Here is a 17,739-nt window from a genome sequence, read left to right as displayed (position 1 = left end):
CAAGCCGGAGGTCTCTCCACCACGATGTAAAACTCGTCCAGTCCTCCACCGTAGGTGGAGGTTTACTTTGATTACAACAGAAGAGCCCAAGGCTATCTCGCCTTGGGCTCTTGACTTTTTGTGTGCAAAGCAGCACATGCAGTCCAGCTTTCACCTTCCGGCCGCCGCGTGAGCTGGCCCTGCGACGAATTGGATCGCGAAGAAGGCAAGCGCTAAAGAACGAAGGCCGCATGACGGCCAGCGCTGGAAAGCATTTTCCAACCACAAGTTCCCAATTCACGCGGGGTTCTTGACGCCAGAATGACCCGGGCCAGCATGGTGCTGCCAGGGCGTTCATGTCTGGCGCCCCGAAAGGTATTCGACTTGACGAATTTCCATTCGCTTGGTCTCTCCAAGCAGATCGTAGCCACCCTCTCGCAGCTTGGCTATGAGACGCCGACGCCTATTCAGGCGCAGGCCATTCCCCTTCTGCTGGAAGGCCGCGACCTCATCGGCCTTGCGCAGACCGGCACTGGCAAGACCGCAGCCTTCGGCCTGCCCATCGTTGAAATGCTGATGGCCGAAATGGCCCGCCCGGACAACCGCACCATTCGTGCACTGGTCCTGGCTCCGACCCGCGAGCTGGTGAACCAGATTGCCGTCAACCTCCGCAGCTATCTCAAGAAGACGCCGCTTCGCATCAACACGGTTGTCGGCGGTGTTTCCATCAACAAGCAGCAACTTCAGCTGGAGCGTGGCACCGACATTCTTGTCGCGACACCCGGCCGCCTGCTTGACCTGATCAACCGCCGCGCACTGACGCTTTCGAAAGTGACGCATCTCGTTCTGGACGAAGCGGACCAGATGCTGGACCTCGGCTTCATCCACGATCTGCGCAAGATCGCAAAGATGGTTCCAGCCAAGCGCCAGACCCTGCTTTTCTCCGCCACCATGCCAAAGGCCATTGCCGATCTGGCACAGGACTACCTCACCAACCCGGTGAAGGTTGAAGTCACGCCGCCCGGCAAGGCAGCCGACAAGGTCGAGCAGCATGTTCACTTCGTCGCAGGCAAGAACGACAAGACAGTGCTTCTGAAAGATGCGCTTCTGGAGAACCCGGATGGACGCGCCATCGTGTTTCTGCGCACCAAGCACGGCGCCGAAAAGCTGGCAAAGCATTTGGCCCATGAAGAGTTCGAAGTTGCCTCCATTCATGGCAACAAGAGCCAGGGACAGCGCGAACGCGCACTGAAGGCTTTCCGCGATGGCGAAATCCGCGTGCTGGTTGCCACAGATGTTGCAGCCCGCGGCATCGATATTCCGGGCGTCACGCATGTGTTCAATTATGACCTGCCGGAAGTTCCGGATGCCTATATTCACCGCATCGGCAGAACTGCCCGCGCAGGCCGCGATGGCATCGCAATCGCCTTTTGCGCGCCGGACGAGACACGCCTGCTGCGCGATATCGAGCGCCTGATGGGCATCGAAATCTCTGTTGCATCCGGCGAGCGCCCGGCAGAAATGCGCAGCCCTGCACGGCCGACCAAGGCACGCAATGGCGGCGGTGGCCGTGGCCAGAACGGTGGCGGCCAGCGAGATGGCGCCAAGCGCGACGGTGGCAACCGCGACGGTGGACGCGGCCGTTCCGAAGGAAGACCGGCCCGCCGTCCCTTCTTCGCCGAAGGTGAGGAAGGTGCAGCGCGCGGCGAACGCCGTCAGGGCGGTCCGCGCAATAACCGCAACGAGGATTTTCGCGGCCAGCGTCGTAACGAGGAAGCGCCAAGCTTCGAGCCGGACAATGATCTCGTCGCCACCTCCGATTTCGGCCAGGCACGCAAGAAGCAGTTCGGCAACAAGCCCGCCGCCGCTGACCAGCGCAAGCGCGGCAATGGCGGGGAAAGCCGTCATGCCCCGGCCCAGCAGCGCCAGGCACGCAACGGTCAGCCGGCACGCAAGCCCTCGGGCAATGGCGGCCCGGTAAAGTTTGGCGGTGAAGGCGGCAACCAGCCCCGCAGGCGCGACCGCGCCTGATCGCGGCTGTATTTCTGTTAGATACGAAAACGCTCCAAGACAAAGAAATCGGCCCGCCTTTATCAAAGGCGGGCCGAAACTTTATGCGGACTTTGCGTAGGCGGACTTTGGTAGGCAGGGCGCCGCTCAGGCGGCCCGACGCACCGCACCCTGACCGCCACGCCCCGCATCCTGAGGCAGTCTGAAGCGGCCGACCAGCTCTCTCAAACGTCCAGCCTCATTTGCCAGAGCGCTCGATGCCGCAGTCGACTGCTCAACCATGGCCGCATTCTGCTGCGTGGTCTGGTCCATGTGATTGACCGCCGTATTGACTTCCGCAAGACCCGCAGACTGCTCACGCGACGAGGTGGTGATCGTCTCCATAAGCTGGTTGACCTGAACGACCTGACTGCCGATCTCCTTCAGCGCAGAACCCGTATCGCGAACAAGCTTCACCCCGTTCTCGACCTCGTTCGAAGAGTTCAGGATAAGGCCCTTGATCTCCTTGGCGGCATTGGCCGAGCGCTGGGCAAGTTCACGAACTTCCTGCGCAACAACCGCAAAGCCCTTGCCAGCCTCCCCGGCACGCGCAGCTTCAACACCGGCATTCAGCGCCAGAAGATTGGTCTGGAAGGCAATCTCATCGATGACACCGATGATGTTGGAGATCTGCTGCGACGATTCCTCGATGCGGCGCATCGCTTCCTCGGCATCCGCAACAACCCGCACAGAGCTTTCCGCATTCGCATTGGCACGCGACGCTACCTGACGCGCCTCATCCGTGCGCTTGGCAGCCATGGAAACATTCTGCGTGATTTCGTCCAGAGCAGCAGCCGTCTCCTCAAGCGAGGCCGCCTGCTGTTCCGTGCGCTTGGACAGATCATTCGCACCACCGGCAATCTCGGCCGTGCCGCTCTCTATGGAATGAACCACGGAAAGAACGCTGGATATCGTATCTCCCAACTGCCGAACCGTCTCGTTGAAGTCAGTGCGCAGTTCTTCATACTCAGGCGCAAACGGCTCCGACAGGGAGAAGGATACATCGCCAGCGGCAAGCCGCCGCAATCCATCACCCAGGGTCTGCGTCGCAAAGCGAAGCTTCTGCGCCTCTTCGGAGGTCCGGCGCGCCATATCAACCGATTGCGCTTCCTGTGCCTGCCGCGCAGCAGCCGCATCGGCCTGAAGCCTGATGTTTTCCAGGCCCGATTTGCGAAGCACTTCAAGCGCGATTGCCATCTGGCCCAGCTCATCGCGCCGATCGGTGAACGGAACCTGCTTCTCCAGGCTTCCACCGGCCAGAACACGAACTGCACTGGAAAGCTCGCCGATTGGATTGGCAACGCCAAAAACGGTGTAGGCCATGGAGAGGACAGCCAGCGTTATGCTGATGACCGAGACAACGATCATGATCGTATTGGCATTGCTGGCAACATCGTCAGCGTTCACAACAGCATCTTCAATGGTCTTGCCAAGATAGTCTTGAATATCGTCAACACTCTTGGCCGCAGCCTCGCTGATGCCGGGTACTTCCTTGGCAACCACAGCCTCGGCAAGATCGTTCTGCCCCGAGATTCGCAGCTTGTTGACCTTGCTGACAATATCGCCATAGGCCGAGATCGCATTTGCGAAATCCTGCGCCCTGCGGCGCTCCAGATCACTCGTCATCAGCTTTTGCAGGCTGGCTACCGTCTGTTGCAGTTTCTGCTGTTGCGCATCCTGCGCCGCAACCGCAACTTCAATTGCCTTTGGTCCGTGAAGGGTGGCCGCAGCAACGCGCGCCGCCATCAAACGAAAAAAGACGAATTCCGTTTTGACATTCGCCGCAGCCATCTGCTTCTTGTTCAACTCATGAGCGATCACATTCATATTGCCTGTGATCTTCGAAATCCCCGACAGGGACGAAAAGGCAAGCGCCAGAATGGAGATCGCAACAAGGGACAAGGCAAACAACAGCCCAAATCTAATATTAATCCGCCCCACGAGCAGCTCCTTTATTAGTAATACTATATATTTACTTACTGCGGCACAACTTGCGCAGTATCTCTTAAAGAAAAATAAAAACGGCGGTTTCATTTCCGCAGCGCAGCAATTCGTCGCAGGGCCAGAGTGGCATGATCCGCTAACAACACCGGGGCCAACCCCTTACACCTTCTGATTGACCAGATAGACTCCGATGACGACGGTCACGGTTCCCGCAATCATCGGCAGTGTCAGCGTTTCGCCGAAGAGCATTGCGGCTTCGATGGCCACCAGTGGCGGCATCAAATAGATGAGCGAGGCGGCGCGTGAGACCTGACCGCGCCGGATGAGATACAGAAGCAGTCCCACCGCGCCCATGGAAATGCCGAGCACCGACCATGCCATGGCAGCGATGGCAGGCCAGCTCCAGTCAAACCGACCGTTTTCCAGGCCATAGACGAGCGGAACGGTGACGGCGAACGCACCCAGATATTGCAAAACGGCAATGGTGCGAAGATCGCCCTGCGCCAGAAAGCGCTTCTGATACAGCGTGCCGAGCGTGACCGAAAACATCGCAATCAGGTTGACGAGCACCGGCACCGCAAGCCCCGTCAGCCCGGTCTTCATGACATCGGCAAACTGCGGCGAGACGGCTATGGCGACACCGGCAAAGCCAAGAAGCAGCCCGCATACCTGTTTCACACCGAGACGCTCACGCAGCAGCAGAATGGCAAAGCCCGCCGTCAGCAAAGGCTGGAGACCGGCAATCACCCCGGAAAGGCTGGCGGGAACGCCTTGCCCGATGGCCCACCACAGGCCAGCCAGATAAAGACCATGCAGCAAGATGCCCGATGTAAACCCGTGCAAAACGGCCTTGTTGGTTCGCGGCCAAGCGGCGGAAACAGCAATCGAAAAGGCCGCAAACACAATCGCCGCGAGCATGTGCCGAGCGGCCAGAAAGGTCAGCGGCTCCGCATGGAGCGAAGCAATCTTGGCCACGATCCAACCCGTTGACCATAGCAGAACAAAGAGGGCCGGAGCCAGACGATCAAGCATTTCGGGAGGCCTTCAACCAACTGCCGAGAGAATGGGCAGACTGTGATTACGCCGCAGGCAAAGGAAAGACAAAACAGAAGCACTGAACAATCGAATAAGTTCATATTCCCAGTCAATCAATGGGTTTTCCAGCCAGATCACCACCCTGATTGCCCAAGTCTAAGGCGTGTCAAACCGGGCCTTGAGGCGGCCCGGCATCTGCGCAGGACAGCAACCGATGAATTTGCTTTTTCGGTTGCGCATGGTTCTTGCAATGCTCTTTGCATTGTATTCTTATGGACAAAAATCAGGGAACACACCATTGGCATTTGACGAGATGTTGACTGCGGAAAACCTTCCGCGCGCCCCCTACAAGACTTATCAGGAGTGGTATGATGCGCAGGATCCAGCGCACCTGATCAGGAAATCCCAGGACGCGGAAAACATCTTTCGAAAGACCGGCATTACCTTTGCAGTCTATGGTCACGAAGATTCCTCCGAGAAGCTGATCCCCTTCGATATCATCCCCCGCATCATCTCGGCCCGCGAATGGCGCAAACTGGCACAGGGCATAGAGCAGCGTGTTCTGGCCCTCAATGCCTTCCTCGATGACATCTACCACAAGCAGGAGATCATCCGCGCCGGTCGCATCCCGCGCGAGCTGATCGAAAACAACGATGCCTTCCTGCCGGAAATGATCGGCTTCAAGCCGCCGGGTGGCGTCTACACCCACATTGTCGGCACCGACATTGTGCGCACTGGCGAAGACCAGTTCTATGTGCTGGAAGACAATGCCCGCACGCCTTCCGGTGTTTCCTACATGCTGGAAAACCGGGAAACCATGATGCAGATGTTCCCGGAACTGTTTACCCTGAACAAGGTGCAGCGCGTGGAGGATTATCCCTATCTGCTTCGGCAATCGCTGGCATCGCTGGCGCCGCCCGGCTGCAAGGGGCGCCCGCGCGTGGCCGTCCTCACGCCCGGCATCTATAACTCGGCCTATTACGAGCACTCCTTCCTGGCCGACACCATGGGTGTGGAGCTGGTGGAAGGTTCGGATCTGCGCGTCATCGACGGCAAGGTGAAGATGCGCACCACCCAGGGCTATGAAGCCATCGATGTGCTTTACCGCCGTGTGGACGACGATTTCCTCGATCCCCTCACCTTCCGCCCGGATTCCGCCCTTGGTATTCCCGGCATCATGGATGTCTATCGCTCCGGCAATATTACCATCGCCAATGCTCCCGGCACTGGCATTTCCGATGACAAGGCGATCTACTCCTACATGCCGGAAATCGTGGAATTCTACACCGGCCGCAAACCGCTTCTGGAAAACGTGCCGACATGGCGCTGTTCGGAACCGGACAGCCTGAAATATGTGTTGGAGCATCTGGAAGACCTGGTGGTGAAGGAAGTTCATGGCTCCGGCGGCTATGGCATGCTGGTTGGCCCCACAGCCTCCAGAAAAGAACGCGCCGCCTTTGCGGAAAAGCTGCGCGCCAAGCCGAACAACTACATTGCGCAGCCCACGCTTTCGCTCTCCACCGTGCCCATTCTGGTGGACAAGGGCATTGCCCCCCGCCATGTGGATTTGCGGCCCTACGTGCTTGTTTCCGACAAGGGCGTGAACATCATTCCCGGCGGCTTGACCCGGGTGGCGCTGAAGAAAGGCTCGCTGGTGGTGAATTCCAGCCAGGGCGGCGGCACCAAGGACACCTGGGTTCTAGAGGACTGAGCGACATGCTGGGAAGAACTGCAAACGGCCTCTACTGGATGTTCCGATACATCGAACGCGCCGAAAACATTGCTCGTCTTGTGGATGCGGGACTGCGCGTATCGCTCACACGCACGGGTTCCTCCGATGAGGACTGGGATGGCGTGCTGCAAAGTGCGGGCGTGCGCGATGCCTATATCGAGCTGCACGGCACGGTGACGGCCGCCAATGCCATCGATTACCTGCTGCGGGAAGTCAGCAACCCTTCCAGCGTCATGTCCTGCATCGAAGCGGGCCGCAACAATGCGCGCATGGTGCGCACGGCGCTGACGCGGGAAACCTGGGAAGCCACCAACGAATGCTGGATCGAGCTGAAGCAATTGCTGCAACGCAAGGTGAAGGCTGCCGATCTTCCGGGCGTGATCGATACGGTCAAGCGCCGCGCCGGGCTCATTCGCGGTGCCTTTCATGGCTCGATGCTGCGCAACGATCTCTATAATTTCTCGCGCATCGGCACGTTCATCGAAAGGGCCGACAATACAAGCCGCATTCTGGATGTGAAATATTATGTGCTGCTGCCGGCAGTCAGCCAGGTTGGCTCGTCGCTGGATAATTTCCAGTGGGAATCCATTCTGCGCTCCGTCTCGGCCCATCGCTCCTATGGCTGGGTCTATGATGCGGAATACCGCCCCTCCAATATTGCGGATTTTCTGATCCTGAACGCGCGGATGCCGCGTTCGCTGGCCTATTGCTATGAAAAAATCGTCAGCAACCTGAAATATCTGGCGGAAGATTACGGCCAGCGGCATCAGGCACATGAGACGGCAGACAGCATTCAGACCATGCTGCAACGCGGCTCGATCGGTGACATCATGGATCAGGGCCTGCATGAATTCCTTGAGGATTTCATCAGCCGCAATAACCAGCTGGGCGCGGAAATTTCAGAAGGCTACCGCTTCTATCATTAAGCCACCCCAAGGGCAGGTTGAGAGGCGTTTTTTGAGGGACGGATTGGCCGGATGCATTTGAAGATCTCGCACACCACGGAATATGTTTACGATGAGCCGGTGGCCTATGCGCTGCAAAGGCTGCGGCTTCACCCGCTGACAAACCCCATGCAGACGGTTCTCAACTGGTCGCTCTCGGTTGAGGGCGCAAAGGTGGAAGCGGGCTATGCGGACCAATTCGGCAATCGCACGGATCTGGTGTCCGTCGAAGGCGGCGAACGCACGATTCGCATCACGGCCTCCGGCGAGGTTCGCACCATTGATCGGGCTGGCGTTCTGGGCATGCATCAGGGCTTCGTGCCGCTGTGGCTCTTCCTGCGTGAGACGCCACGAACCCAACCCGGCACACTGGTGCGGGATCTGGCGCACAGCATTCACGGCGAAAGCGAACTGGCGAAAATGCATGCGCTGATGGAGGCAATTCACACAACAGTTGCCTATGAGCCTGGCACGACAACAGCGGAAACGACGGCAGAACAGGCGCTTGAAGCCCGCAAAGGCGTCTGTCAGGATCATGCCCATATCTTCATTTCCGCAGCGCGCGTCATGCGCCTGCCCGCCCGTTACGTTTCCGGCTATTTGCTGATGGATGGCCAGACAGAACAGGTGGCCACTCATGCCTGGGCAGAGGCTCACATTCCGGGCCTTGGCTGGGTGGGCTTCGATGCTGCCAACAAGATCTGCCCGGATGAACGCTATGTGCGAATTGCCTGCGGCCTCTGCTATCGCGACGCCGCACCCGTTTCAGGCATGCGGATTGGTCAGGCGGGCGAGAACCTGCATGTATCGCTGAAGGTTGAGGCAGAAGGCCAGACACAGATGCAGGACGGCCAGAGCCAGTCTCAATCGTAACCTTGAAGCGCAAGCCTCGCGCGATGCCGCTGCTCTACAAAGACGTCCGAAGGGAGCTGCCATGCTGTTCGGGCGATCTGTGTTTCAATCCATCCTGACGCGTCTGGATGGCGAGGAAGAGGAGGCAGAACCTGCCGCGCCTCAAAGCTTTCGCGTTTCCGGCCTGACAAGCGGCTTCGTGGCCGAAACGACGCCGACCGCAGCAGCGCTTCCACAGGCTGACCTCGCCTATTTCGATGTCCTGGAGTTTCCGGCACCCGAGCCGGAACCGCCTGTGCTTGCGCCCGAACCGCCCGCGATGCCAGATCACCTGTTGCGTTTGACTGAAGCGGAAATCGCCGAGGATCTGTGTCTTGCCAAGGAAGACACGCCCGATCTTCTGCAAGAAAAACGCAGGAACTTTGCCAAGCTCAACCACCCGGATCGCATTCATCCGAATTTTCGGGCAGAGGCTACAACCCGCATGACCATTGCCAACATGCTGATCGACCGCGCAATCGCCCGCCAAAGCCGTCGCTGAGAGAACAAATCTCCTCTCCCACACTTTTTCCGTTCCAAGCGATTGATGCAGCCCCCGACCTTTGTTATGAACCCTGTATCGGCAGATGCGAAGCAGCTTGCTTCACATCTGAAACGCACCCGTAGCTCAGCTGGATAGAGTGTTGGATTCCGATTCCAAAGGTCACAGGTTCGAATCCTGTCGGGTGCGCCATTTAATTTTCCTCTGCCTCGCCACATAAGCCCGGATTCACTACCATTAAAGCCGGATTCTGACGGCATAAGTGTGGATTCGTCAGATTGAAATGGCGGTTATTGAATCCTCTGGCCACCAGACGAGTCTTCGGTTTCACTGTTGACAATTCATTGTTGACAACGAGATTCCGCGCGAATCGACATCGATAGGTCGGACAACTATCTCGTTCACATATTGTTACACGCTTTTCCTGCGAAAGGTGGCCCTTAAGCGCCTTAAATGAAGTAGAGCCTGTCGACGGACGGCAGGCGTGGATCGCGGATATTAGACCAAGACGAGATCAATCAATCGACACGAAAGCTTACCCAAATACTATCTGGAGCTCAGAAATATAGGTCGAAATTATACATAAATTTCCCGCCCCTACGCCGTCAAGACAGCGGCCGCGGCTTCCCGGACAACGAAGGTGGCCATCAGAAGCGGGCGGCGAATCCTGTCAACTGAGGATTAATCCGACTGTTTCAAAGGACTTGGTCTCGAGTTCTTTGATCACTGAGCGAAGCCTGCGAATCGAGAGAAGCCAAGCTGGCGCAGAATGCGGCCTATCAGAGCAGAAGCGGCGTCTCGGCGTTCGCCTTCTTCTTCGCCCACAGCTCCGTCGTGCGATCCATTACGATCAGTTCTGGCGGGAATGTTCGCTTCTGAAACGCAAGCGCGTCATCGAAGCTCCCATGAAGCCACCGCTCATATTCATCCCGGTGAAGCAGGACGGGCATTCGGTTGTGGACCGGTGAGATCGCCTCGTTCGCATCGGTCATGACCCCGGAATAGACGGGACCCCATTCGTCACTGACCCGCCAAAGCCCCCGCCCAGGCGAATATCGTGTCGTCGCGATGAGAGAACCATGCCCGCGTCATACGTCCTTTCGGGCCCTCCGCCTCGGCGAAACCCGTAAGTGGAATCAGGCATCTCGCCTGCGGTTTACGAGCAAGGGCGATCCACATCCTGCCCGTGAGGTCGGCGATGTTATTCACGGGCTTAGGCTTGGATTCCGGCTTCATATCCTTCAGCCGCAATGGAAAGCCCCAGGTCATGGAGCGGAGTTCGCGCGCGCACGTGCCAAGACTAAGCAAGCTCGCTATCCCACACTTCGGAGCCGAGATTCACCATCGGGATCGGAATCCAGTGCATCCAGCACCTCCTGTCCCGATAGCTCGAGCGAGGCAACCAGCGCATCGACGAGCTTCCTGCAGGCGGAACGATGAAGCTCAAGGATTGCCTTAGCGCGAGCGAGCTGCTCGTCGAGGATCCTGTCCACCCGTCGCAGCACGCTTCGATCCATCCTGGTGATGTCGATCATGGGCGCGTCCGAGATGTCGCCGAGCGATCCCAAGCCATCACCCATCCCGAACGCCCTGTCCAGAAGAAGCGCGGTCCGGGTTGCCTTGTGGAGATCACCATTAGCTCCAGCCACGCCATCGTCGTGACAGCCCAACATCAACTGTTCGGCCGCCATTCCTCCAAGTCCCATCGCAATCTCATCAAGGTAGTAAGGCTTCGTGCGCCTGGCCCATGGCCGCCGATCGAATGTCGCCCTCCCCACGGACTGGCAGTTCGTCGACAGAATGATCTTCGGCGAAATCTCGACACGGACGAGCTCCATGCCCAGAACGGTGCCGACCACGGCATGACCGATCTCGTGGATGGCATTTACTCTCAGCGCCTCCGGGGGAATGAATGCCGGGATCGGCAGGTGAACGAGCACGTCCGCGAGGCCGACCGACCTTCTGAGCCTCCGAGCCTCTCGGCGGGCGTCACGAGCGATCTTTTGAATGTCAGCTCCGGTGATGCCTTCGCTGAGTTCGGCGAAGGTGTTGAGCGCCGCCTCCTTGAACTCGCCGCGGAGATGCATCCTGAAGATCGCCGTCCGCGCGGCGATATCCGGGAGTGGAATCCTGATGTGCCGATCAAGCCGGCCTGAACGCAGGATGGCGGCATCGATCTTCTCAGGGCGGTTGGAGGCGGCAACGACGACAACGCCTTCGCGGCCCTCGAGTCCATCCAACTGCTCGAGCAGGCCGTTGATGGCCTTGGTGTCATAGGATTCATTCTGCGTGCTGACGCTATCTCTGGATCCGAAGGCATCGATCTCATCGATGAAGAGAATGGAGGGCGCATTCTTCTTAGCTTCCTGAAAGCTCTTCTGCATCGCCTTCAGGAGGTCATTGAGGTGGCCCTTTGCCTGCCATGTGGCGTAGGAGGCGACGACCAGATGCGCCCCGCATGTCGCGGCCAAAGCCTTTGCGTAGATCGTCTTGCCTGTTCCGGGAGATCCAGACAGCAACATCCCCGTATCGACGTCGTCCCAGGAAATCGTGCCCGCCCGCCAGTCATCGAAATCACGCGCCAAGTCGAGCCCCCAATTCTTGGCCTCGCCGTAGCCCTCCATGCTTTCCAGGCGGATGTCTGCGATGACTTCACCCCTCCGGTTTGGTGCACGAGGTGCGGCTGGTGCTCTCGGTACACCCGCCTTCGCCATTTTCTCCATGATCGCAAGTACCCGCGACATGGGCCGACCCCAGGTCATTGCCAGCTTCAGCCGCCTCCAGTCGCACGCGATAAGAGCCTCAGCCTGCTCGTCTGTAAGCGGCGTTCGATAGCCCCAGTGAACGACCCCGCGGGCCTGACGGACGTCGGGCGGCTCGACCTTGACGACGATGTCGAGCGCAAGCAGGAGATCGGGCGGGATCGCCTCCTCCGACCTGAAGAAGATGATGGTCTGCTTGTGCTGAAGCAGATCCATCACGGCTTCGATGTGGTCGTCCGACCGCGTCTCGTCGAAGATCTTGACCTGGTCCTGGAAGCGGTAGTCCGATCTCTGGTCGATGAACATGACCGCGGCCTGTACATAGCTCGTCTTACGCTCCCAGTTGTCGAGAACGATGCCGATGGCGAAATGTGGGGCGCGTCGGTATTGGCGGATAGCCCGGCTGATACCCGCGTAGGCGAGGAATTCCGGCAGGGCGAATCCTGCCCGGTCTCGAAGAACGTGTTTCATAGTGTGATCCCGGATTGAAGATGATGCGGCTGGCGCTCAGGCGCGCGTCACGTCATCCCCGTATCCGGCGCACCTGCGTCTCCGGGCTAAGAAGCGCGTCATCCAGATCGACCTCCAGGAATCCTTGGAGGATCAGCGACGCAAGTGTCGGCATCGGCCGCCCTTCCCTGATCGCAGAGAGACATTCCGCAATGGTTAGGGACCCCATCTCCTCGAGGCCTGCAAGCAGCCGAATCCTGTCACCCAACGGCGGTCGATAAAAGCCGTAGCGGAGGAGATCCTTGGCATTCCGGAGGCGGAAGCTGTCAGCGAAGTCGATCATAGCCACCGAACGGTAACGATGGCCCATGGATTCGACAGCACCAGACAGCCAGATAGGCGGCGATGGTTCTTCCTGGCCGACATCGATCAAGAAAGAACCGTTTTCGGTAAGAACAACGAAATCGAGCTGGTACTCGTCGTCGCCGTTCCGGAGCAGCGGCGGCGCCGTGCTCCATCGGGCGACGTCAAGATCGAGGTCTAGCAGGCAGGCGAAGTCTCTCGCCTGCTGCGAACGGAACTTGGCGCGACCATCGCATTTGATAGTCGGCATCGGAAAATAGGTCGGTGAAAGCGTGACCTTGTGCGGGACATCACCGTCCCTCCGGTCAGTCGAGACTACCGTCATGGCATCCCTCGTAAACGAAACGCAGAACAGGGCGACACCGGGCGAAGCCGGAGTGCATCAGCGTATTCGTATCGAGTGGCGCGCGAAGGTGTTCATGGCCGGAACGAATATAGAACACGCGGGATGGCGTCAAGACCTTAGGCTTGCGACTTCCGGGACTTGGTCCGCGATGTCTTTGGTTTGGTACTGGGGCGAGTTCCGGATGTTTGCGAAGCCACGTTGCCGCTCCGGGAGGCTTTCGAACTCTTGGCGGCGACGGTGGCTGCACTGGGAACTCCGCGCCGTCCCGGGATCCTGACCACCAGAACACCCCTGAGTGTACCATCACCCAGAAGGTCTCCTGTGCGGGTTTCGTAGCACTTGTCCATGTGGGCGAGTTTCAGGTGTGGTTTGGAGAGATCCAGAACCAGCATGACGCCGAGCTTTACGTTTGTAGCCTGATAAATGGCTGTCTGATCACCGTAGGAAAGCATGAGATTGTCGAATGAAGCGTCGGAGAGTTCCCTCTTCACCTCGATGATCATCCTATGCGGATCCGCCTTGTACCTGATATCAGCGCGGCCGCCCGCGACCCCCTTGATTTCATCGTCCACCGGCAGGCGGTTGGACTTGCCATGCCGCAGAAAGTCCTGTTGCAGGTCCTTCTCGACGGGGAGCGGCTGGTGCTGGAAAAGGTACCTCGAAAAAATGTCCTGTTCGCGGGATCCGTCGAGCTTTAGTTCGAGAAACAGAGCGATGGAATAGACGAGCGTGTTGAACACGCGCCTTACTGACGGATCCTTGTAGTCCGCGATTTCGTCAAGCCCGCTCGCGGTCGATTGGATCATCATCATGACCGGTTTGGTCGCGCCGGACGCGTGCTGGATTTCAACAGTGTCGAGGATTTCACGGAGCACCGCTTCCGCCGCTGAATCAGTGAAGTGTGCCCAGCTTCTCGAGGCGGATTCCGGGGGGCTTCCGGAATCCACTCCGAAAGGGTAACCCCCGCCCTCCCGGAAGAGTCGTCGAGCGATCTCGTTCAGTTCGTCGACGATGCAAGGGTCGTGTTCTGAACCATGCTGGCGGATCCACTCTATGATCGCCATCGCATGGGCGTGGTTGCCAAAGATTCGGGCTTCTATCTGCGGTCTGATGACGCAGTCGAGACCTTTGCCCGGTTCGGCGGCAAAAACCGTCCTATTGGCCTCAAAGGCAAAGAGAAGGTGCTTCTCGATCAGGTTCGCCGCCTCCAACCAGAAGCCGTCGTTCAGGCGGCGATCCAATTCGGACAACCTGTCGATGAGAACAGCCAGGGCGGTGGTCTGACTTGCCAGCGCACCGAGGATCGGATCCTTTGCGTCGCTGCCGGAATATGCCATGTACGCCCACGCGTCTTCTCTTAGATGGGCCAGGATCGTCTCGAAATCCGCCGCCACCTGATTTTCATGGAAGTCAATCAGCAGTTCGACCGCTGACGCGTATATTCGCGCGTCGTACCTGCTTTCGCGCAGGCTTGCCGAACGAGCGAATTCCCGGTGGCAGTCGCGCAGATGCTGCAATATGACGGCCCTGTCGGATCCTTCGATCGCAGAATGAAGGGCGACGAGTCCGAGTTCGAGATGTACCTGATCGGCAGAGCCGCTGACGACACTCGCCGCATTCAGAAAATCGAGAAGAGCCGGGTTTCGTGTCCTTCCAAGAAGCACGCCCGCTATCCGCGCGGCATGCGCGATGAACGATGGATCATCGTTGAGATCGGTATCTACAAGATCGGCGATCAGCCTCGTCAGACGTATCGAATTGTCGCGGGCAAAGGCGAGCGCGGCCTTCAATGCGGCCGAACGGAGCCGGACCGAACGGCCGGTCTGTTGCGAGACAGCAAGAAGGCGGCGGAAGACCGCGTTGTCAGCCTGTGTGTCTTCGTAGCTGATGGCGAGAAGGTAGTTGGCGATCGCGTCAAGCTCCGCGCCGCGGTCGATGGACATCAACACGTTATCGATGAAGCGGTCGACATCAGTCCTGCGGAGCGCCCGAAACGGCAGGACGAGCTCCACGAAGAGGTCAGGAAAGATCGAGGCACCGATAGCCTCTCCGTCGGACAGGATGTGGTCAATCCCGCCGAACGCTTCGACGCTAGGAACCGCCTCGCGGGCGAGGATGTCTTCCATGATCTCGTTGTATCGCATGGTGGCCTACCAAAGGTAACCGTCATCCCGATTCTTCACGACATTCTCGCAAGGGACATGTGCCAGGATTGCGTCGCTCTGGATTCCGGCAAGGAACACCTGGATGGTCGGTAGCGACAACTGGAGTTTCGAAAGACCGGTCACGATCGCGACGACGTTTTCGTTCACCACCTCGTGGCTGCCGACGGAATCCACGAGCAGAACGCCGGGATGCCTGCCGATGCCGCTTTCCTCTGCCACCTGGATCAATGCCAGCGTCGCTGCGAGCTTGAGGCGCATGCGTTCGCCTGCCGTGCAGTCGCCAAAGCTCTTCTTGCCTCCCTTGGTGTGCACATCCATGTGCGTGTTGCCTTTCAGCTTTACGCTCTTCAGGTCATCCAGACCGAACGCGCGGGCGAAGTCGGCGGTGAGATCCGACACCTTGCCAAGCACAGACTGCTGTTCCTCGTCATACATGTCCTTGGTCGCATTCACTGCTGCATCCAGAAGCTTGATGTCATCGACTTGGACCGCGGGTTCCTCGGACACCATCTTCTCCAGTTCTTCTATCTGAGCGGAGAGCTTTATGAGTTCCATCTGTCCATCAGGCCGGGACTTCGACGCTTCGATCTCTTTCTCAAGTTCCTTCGACTGCACGTCGAAGCGATCCCGCTCCGCCTCGGCCTCCGCCCTGCGCTTGTTCGCATCCACGAGTCGGCTACGGAGCCTCCGGCTTTCCTGCAGGGCATCGCTCACGGCTTCGCGAAGGCGGGCCTCAACTCCTTCAGAGTCGTCCGGAACACGATGATCCTCACGACCGCAGACAACGCAATCGTGATGCTGTTCTCGCTCTTCGCGATATTCATCGGTGTACGCTTCCTCGCAGCTCGGGCACGAGACAGGCTTCAGTTTTCTGAACACGCGTCCAGCCGCCTGGCTTTCGAGGAACGCGTTCAGCTCCCTGGTGGCCGCCGTCGCGGCCTCCTCGGCGCCGCGGCGATCACCGTCGATCTCGTTTACGAGCATAATATGCTTTCTGACCTTCTCGGCCGAGGATATGAACTTCGTCAGACTGTCGGAAAGGCGCATCCGCAGATCCGCAAGCGGTGTCGAATCCTTCTGCTCCTCTGTTATCGCTTCCTTCGTTTTCCGCAGGTCGGCGAGACGTGCCGCGGCAGCGTTCGACACTTGTCTGGCCGCCTTCGACGTTTGCTTGTTGTCGATCTCAAGCCGCTTCCGAGCTTCGATGAGCGATGCTCGAGTCGCGATCCAGGGCAGACCGAGATACATCTGCATCATCCGGATCGGTTTTCCATGCTGGACATCACCACCGCCGAACACCGCCTTCGGATCCGGATCGATCCAGAGCGCTCCGAACAGCCAGTTCCATCCGTGGCGCTGCTCCACGCCGCCATCTTGCTGCTCGGCTATGACCTCGAGCGCCTCGAGACCCAGCTCATGGAGGAAGAACCCGTCCATGGATTCGTTGAACTGCCTATGATCAGAAAACTCCGCAACTACGAACTCCTTCTGTCGGACGAACTTCACAAGGCGACCGCGGACGTTCTCTGGATCCGTGAGCTGGACCTCGTAGATATCACTGTCGAGACTGAAGCGAAGGGTGAAGGAGCGGAACCAGCCTGCCATATCCTTGGGAAGGTCTCGCGTGCCTGTCAGCCCCCACCTGATCATCTTCAGGAGCGAGGTCTTGCCCTTCAGGTTGCGCTTCGAGACGAACGCGTGCAGACCAGAAGGCAGGTTCTCCCGGGAGAAATCGATCGCAGTCGTTTCATAGTCTCCCGTTTTCGCGCCATCGAATTTGAGCCCCAGGATCTGCAGCCGTTTGGGCACCGAATGTGTCAGACGGGGGTCGATCCCGTACTTCTTGAGCAGAGCCTCGATCTCCGAGGTGCTCAAGTCCGTCTTCTTGGAGATCTGTCCGATCCAGTGATCTCGGGCTGCAATTGGCGAATTCATCAGTGGATCTCCGCAAGCCTGGTTTGTACCCGTTCCGCAATCGTCGGGATCAGATCGCCGATCTGGGCGTCGTGATATTCCTTCTGCTCATGCTGCCGCTTCTTCAGTGCTGCACCGCCTCGGCCGTTGGCGACCCGAAGTACAAGGCGCGCCCGTTGCGAGTACCAGTCGAATATCGGATGGTCGCTCACGATCTGGTCGGCTATTTCTATTCCAACCTTGCTGACGAGGAAATGCTGAGGATTCGTTGTCGGGTGATGGAGCGTGACGGGGCGTACGAGACCACGCACAGACAAGATCGCGAGCACCGTGTCCAAGCGCTCATAGGCCCCGTAGTAACGTCGAAGCATGGGAATCGTTTTTTCGGACGGCTCGTCGTCGTCAAATATCCCGCGCGCCGTGTCGATGAAGAACTTATCGCCAGTCTCTTCGAACTGAGCGAGGAGCTCGTCGGCCAGATAGTCCGGATAGCGGATCCAGAAATCCAGCGCCTGCAATCTTGTTTCGCCCTCGAATCGGAGCGGGTATTCCTGTGACGTGGACGGATCTCGATTGACCTCGGATCCTTCTTTCAGAAGAAAGAGAATCCGCACCGCATCCCGGTATTCCGTGTTGCCCATGCCCGCCCCTCAAGTCCCAACG

13 protein-coding genes and 1 tRNA gene are annotated in these 17,739 nt (G+C 58.6%); 6 read left to right on the top strand and 8 right to left on the bottom strand.

All coding sequences use genetic code 11. The features are described from left to right. The first annotated feature begins 315 nt into the window (after positions 1 to 315). Positions 316 to 2,010, top strand: a complete 1,695-nt coding sequence (locus ACFSE1_RS10055; protein ID WP_377400220.1) for a DEAD/DEAH box helicase — start codon at positions 316 to 318, stop codon at positions 2,008 to 2,010. Between the two features lie 126 nt (positions 2,011 to 2,136). Here the strand turns inward: ACFSE1_RS10055 and ACFSE1_RS10050 are convergent, their stop codons facing one another. Continuing rightward, the gene (locus ACFSE1_RS10050) at positions 2,137 to 3,939 is read right to left on the bottom strand and encodes a methyl-accepting chemotaxis protein (RefSeq protein ID WP_377400195.1); all 1,803 of its coding nucleotides are present in this window, start codon (positions 3,937 to 3,939) and stop codon (positions 2,137 to 2,139) included. Between the two features lie 192 nt (positions 3,940 to 4,131). Next, the gene (locus ACFSE1_RS10045) at positions 4,132 to 5,004 is read right to left on the bottom strand and encodes a DMT family transporter (protein ID WP_377400192.1); all 873 of its coding nucleotides are present in this window, start codon (positions 5,002 to 5,004) and stop codon (positions 4,132 to 4,134) included. A 301-nt stretch (positions 5,005 to 5,305) separates the two neighbouring features. On the opposite strand from ACFSE1_RS10045, the gene ACFSE1_RS10040 reads away from it, so the two are divergent. From ACFSE1_RS10040 to ACFSE1_RS10020, 5 genes are all read left to right on the top strand, one after another. Then, positions 5,306 to 6,718, top strand: coding sequence for a circularly permuted type 2 ATP-grasp protein (locus ACFSE1_RS10040; protein WP_377400189.1), 1,413 nt, complete (start codon positions 5,306 to 5,308; stop codon positions 6,716 to 6,718). Between the two features lie 5 nt (positions 6,719 to 6,723). After that, entirely contained in the window at positions 6,724 to 7,665 is a 942-nt protein-coding gene (locus ACFSE1_RS10035; protein WP_377400186.1) for an alpha-E domain-containing protein, read from the top strand. Between the two features lie 51 nt (positions 7,666 to 7,716). Next, on the top strand, positions 7,717 to 8,556 hold the full coding sequence (locus ACFSE1_RS10030) for a transglutaminase family protein (protein ID WP_377400183.1): 840 nt from the start codon (positions 7,717 to 7,719) through the stop codon (positions 8,554 to 8,556). A gap of 61 nt (positions 8,557 to 8,617) precedes the next feature. Then, positions 8,618 to 9,076: a hypothetical protein gene (locus ACFSE1_RS10025; RefSeq protein WP_377400180.1), complete on the top strand. Its 459-nt coding sequence runs from the start codon at positions 8,618 to 8,620 to the stop codon at positions 9,074 to 9,076. A 115-nt stretch (positions 9,077 to 9,191) separates the two neighbouring features. After that, positions 9,192 to 9,268, top strand: a tRNA-Arg gene (locus ACFSE1_RS10020). Positions 9,269 to 9,855: 587 nt separating this feature from the next. Here the strand turns inward: ACFSE1_RS10020 and ACFSE1_RS10015 are convergent. The 6 genes from ACFSE1_RS10015 to ACFSE1_RS09990 form a co-directional block, all read right to left on the bottom strand. Next, entirely contained in the window at positions 9,856 to 10,068 is a 213-nt protein-coding gene (locus tag ACFSE1_RS10015; RefSeq protein ID WP_377400177.1) for an SOS response-associated peptidase family protein, read from the bottom strand. Positions 10,069 to 10,389: 321 nt separating this feature from the next. Next, the gene (locus ACFSE1_RS10010) at positions 10,390 to 12,309 is read right to left on the bottom strand and encodes an AAA family ATPase (protein ID WP_377400174.1); all 1,920 of its coding nucleotides are present in this window, start codon (positions 12,307 to 12,309) and stop codon (positions 10,390 to 10,392) included. 52 nt (positions 12,310 to 12,361) lie between these two features. Then, positions 12,362 to 12,976: a hypothetical protein gene (locus ACFSE1_RS10005; protein ID WP_377400171.1), complete on the bottom strand. Its 615-nt coding sequence runs from the start codon at positions 12,974 to 12,976 to the stop codon at positions 12,362 to 12,364. A gap of 137 nt (positions 12,977 to 13,113) precedes the next feature. Beyond that, positions 13,114 to 15,141 (bottom strand): hypothetical protein, encoded by a 2,028-nt coding sequence (locus tag ACFSE1_RS10000; RefSeq protein WP_377400168.1) that lies wholly within the window; start codon positions 15,139 to 15,141, stop codon positions 13,114 to 13,116. A gap of 6 nt (positions 15,142 to 15,147) precedes the next feature. Next, positions 15,148 to 17,097, bottom strand: coding sequence for a hypothetical protein (locus tag ACFSE1_RS09995; protein WP_377400165.1), 1,950 nt, complete (start codon positions 17,095 to 17,097; stop codon positions 15,148 to 15,150). After that, the gene (locus tag ACFSE1_RS09990; protein ID WP_377400162.1) at positions 17,097 to 17,717 is read right to left on the bottom strand and encodes a hypothetical protein; all 621 of its coding nucleotides are present in this window, start codon (positions 17,715 to 17,717) and stop codon (positions 17,097 to 17,099) included. Before ACFSE1_RS09990 ends, ACFSE1_RS09995 begins: the two co-directional genes overlap by 1 nt. Positions 17,718 to 17,739 lie beyond the last annotated feature (22 nt).

Origin of the sequence: Affinirhizobium helianthi, assembly GCF_042680945.1 — a bacterium.
Classification (GTDB): Bacteria; Pseudomonadota; Alphaproteobacteria; order Rhizobiales; family Rhizobiaceae; genus Neorhizobium; species Neorhizobium helianthi.
This window is presented reverse-complemented; position numbering and strand designations above follow the sequence as displayed.

Bases quoted from the DNA above. Each gene is read 5' to 3' on its own strand.
- ACFSE1_RS09990 (WP_377400162.1), bottom strand. From the start codon at position 17,717: ATGGGCAACACGGAATACCGGGATGCGGTGCGGATTCTCTTTCTTCTG.
- ACFSE1_RS10015 (WP_377400177.1), bottom strand. From the start codon at position 10,068: ATGACCGATGCGAACGAGGCGATCTCACCGGTCCACAACCGAATGCCC.
- ACFSE1_RS10025 (WP_377400180.1), top strand. From the start codon at position 8,618: ATGCTGTTCGGGCGATCTGTGTTTCAATCCATCCTGACGCGTCTGGAT.
- ACFSE1_RS10030 (WP_377400183.1), top strand. From the start codon at position 7,717: ATGCATTTGAAGATCTCGCACACCACGGAATATGTTTACGATGAGCCG.
- ACFSE1_RS10005 (WP_377400171.1), bottom strand. From the start codon at position 12,976: ATGACGGTAGTCTCGACTGACCGGAGGGACGGTGATGTCCCGCACAAG.
- ACFSE1_RS09995 (WP_377400165.1), bottom strand. From the start codon at position 17,097: ATGAATTCGCCAATTGCAGCCCGAGATCACTGGATCGGACAGATCTCC.
- ACFSE1_RS10000 (WP_377400168.1), bottom strand. From the start codon at position 15,141: ATGCGATACAACGAGATCATGGAAGACATCCTCGCCCGCGAGGCGGTT.
- ACFSE1_RS10035 (WP_377400186.1), top strand. From the start codon at position 6,724: ATGCTGGGAAGAACTGCAAACGGCCTCTACTGGATGTTCCGATACATC.
- ACFSE1_RS10010 (WP_377400174.1), bottom strand. From the start codon at position 12,309: ATGAAACACGTTCTTCGAGACCGGGCAGGATTCGCCCTGCCGGAATTC.
- ACFSE1_RS10045 (WP_377400192.1), bottom strand. From the start codon at position 5,004: ATGCTTGATCGTCTGGCTCCGGCCCTCTTTGTTCTGCTATGGTCAACG.
- ACFSE1_RS10055 (WP_377400220.1), top strand. From the start codon at position 316: ATGGTGCTGCCAGGGCGTTCATGTCTGGCGCCCCGAAAGGTATTCGAC.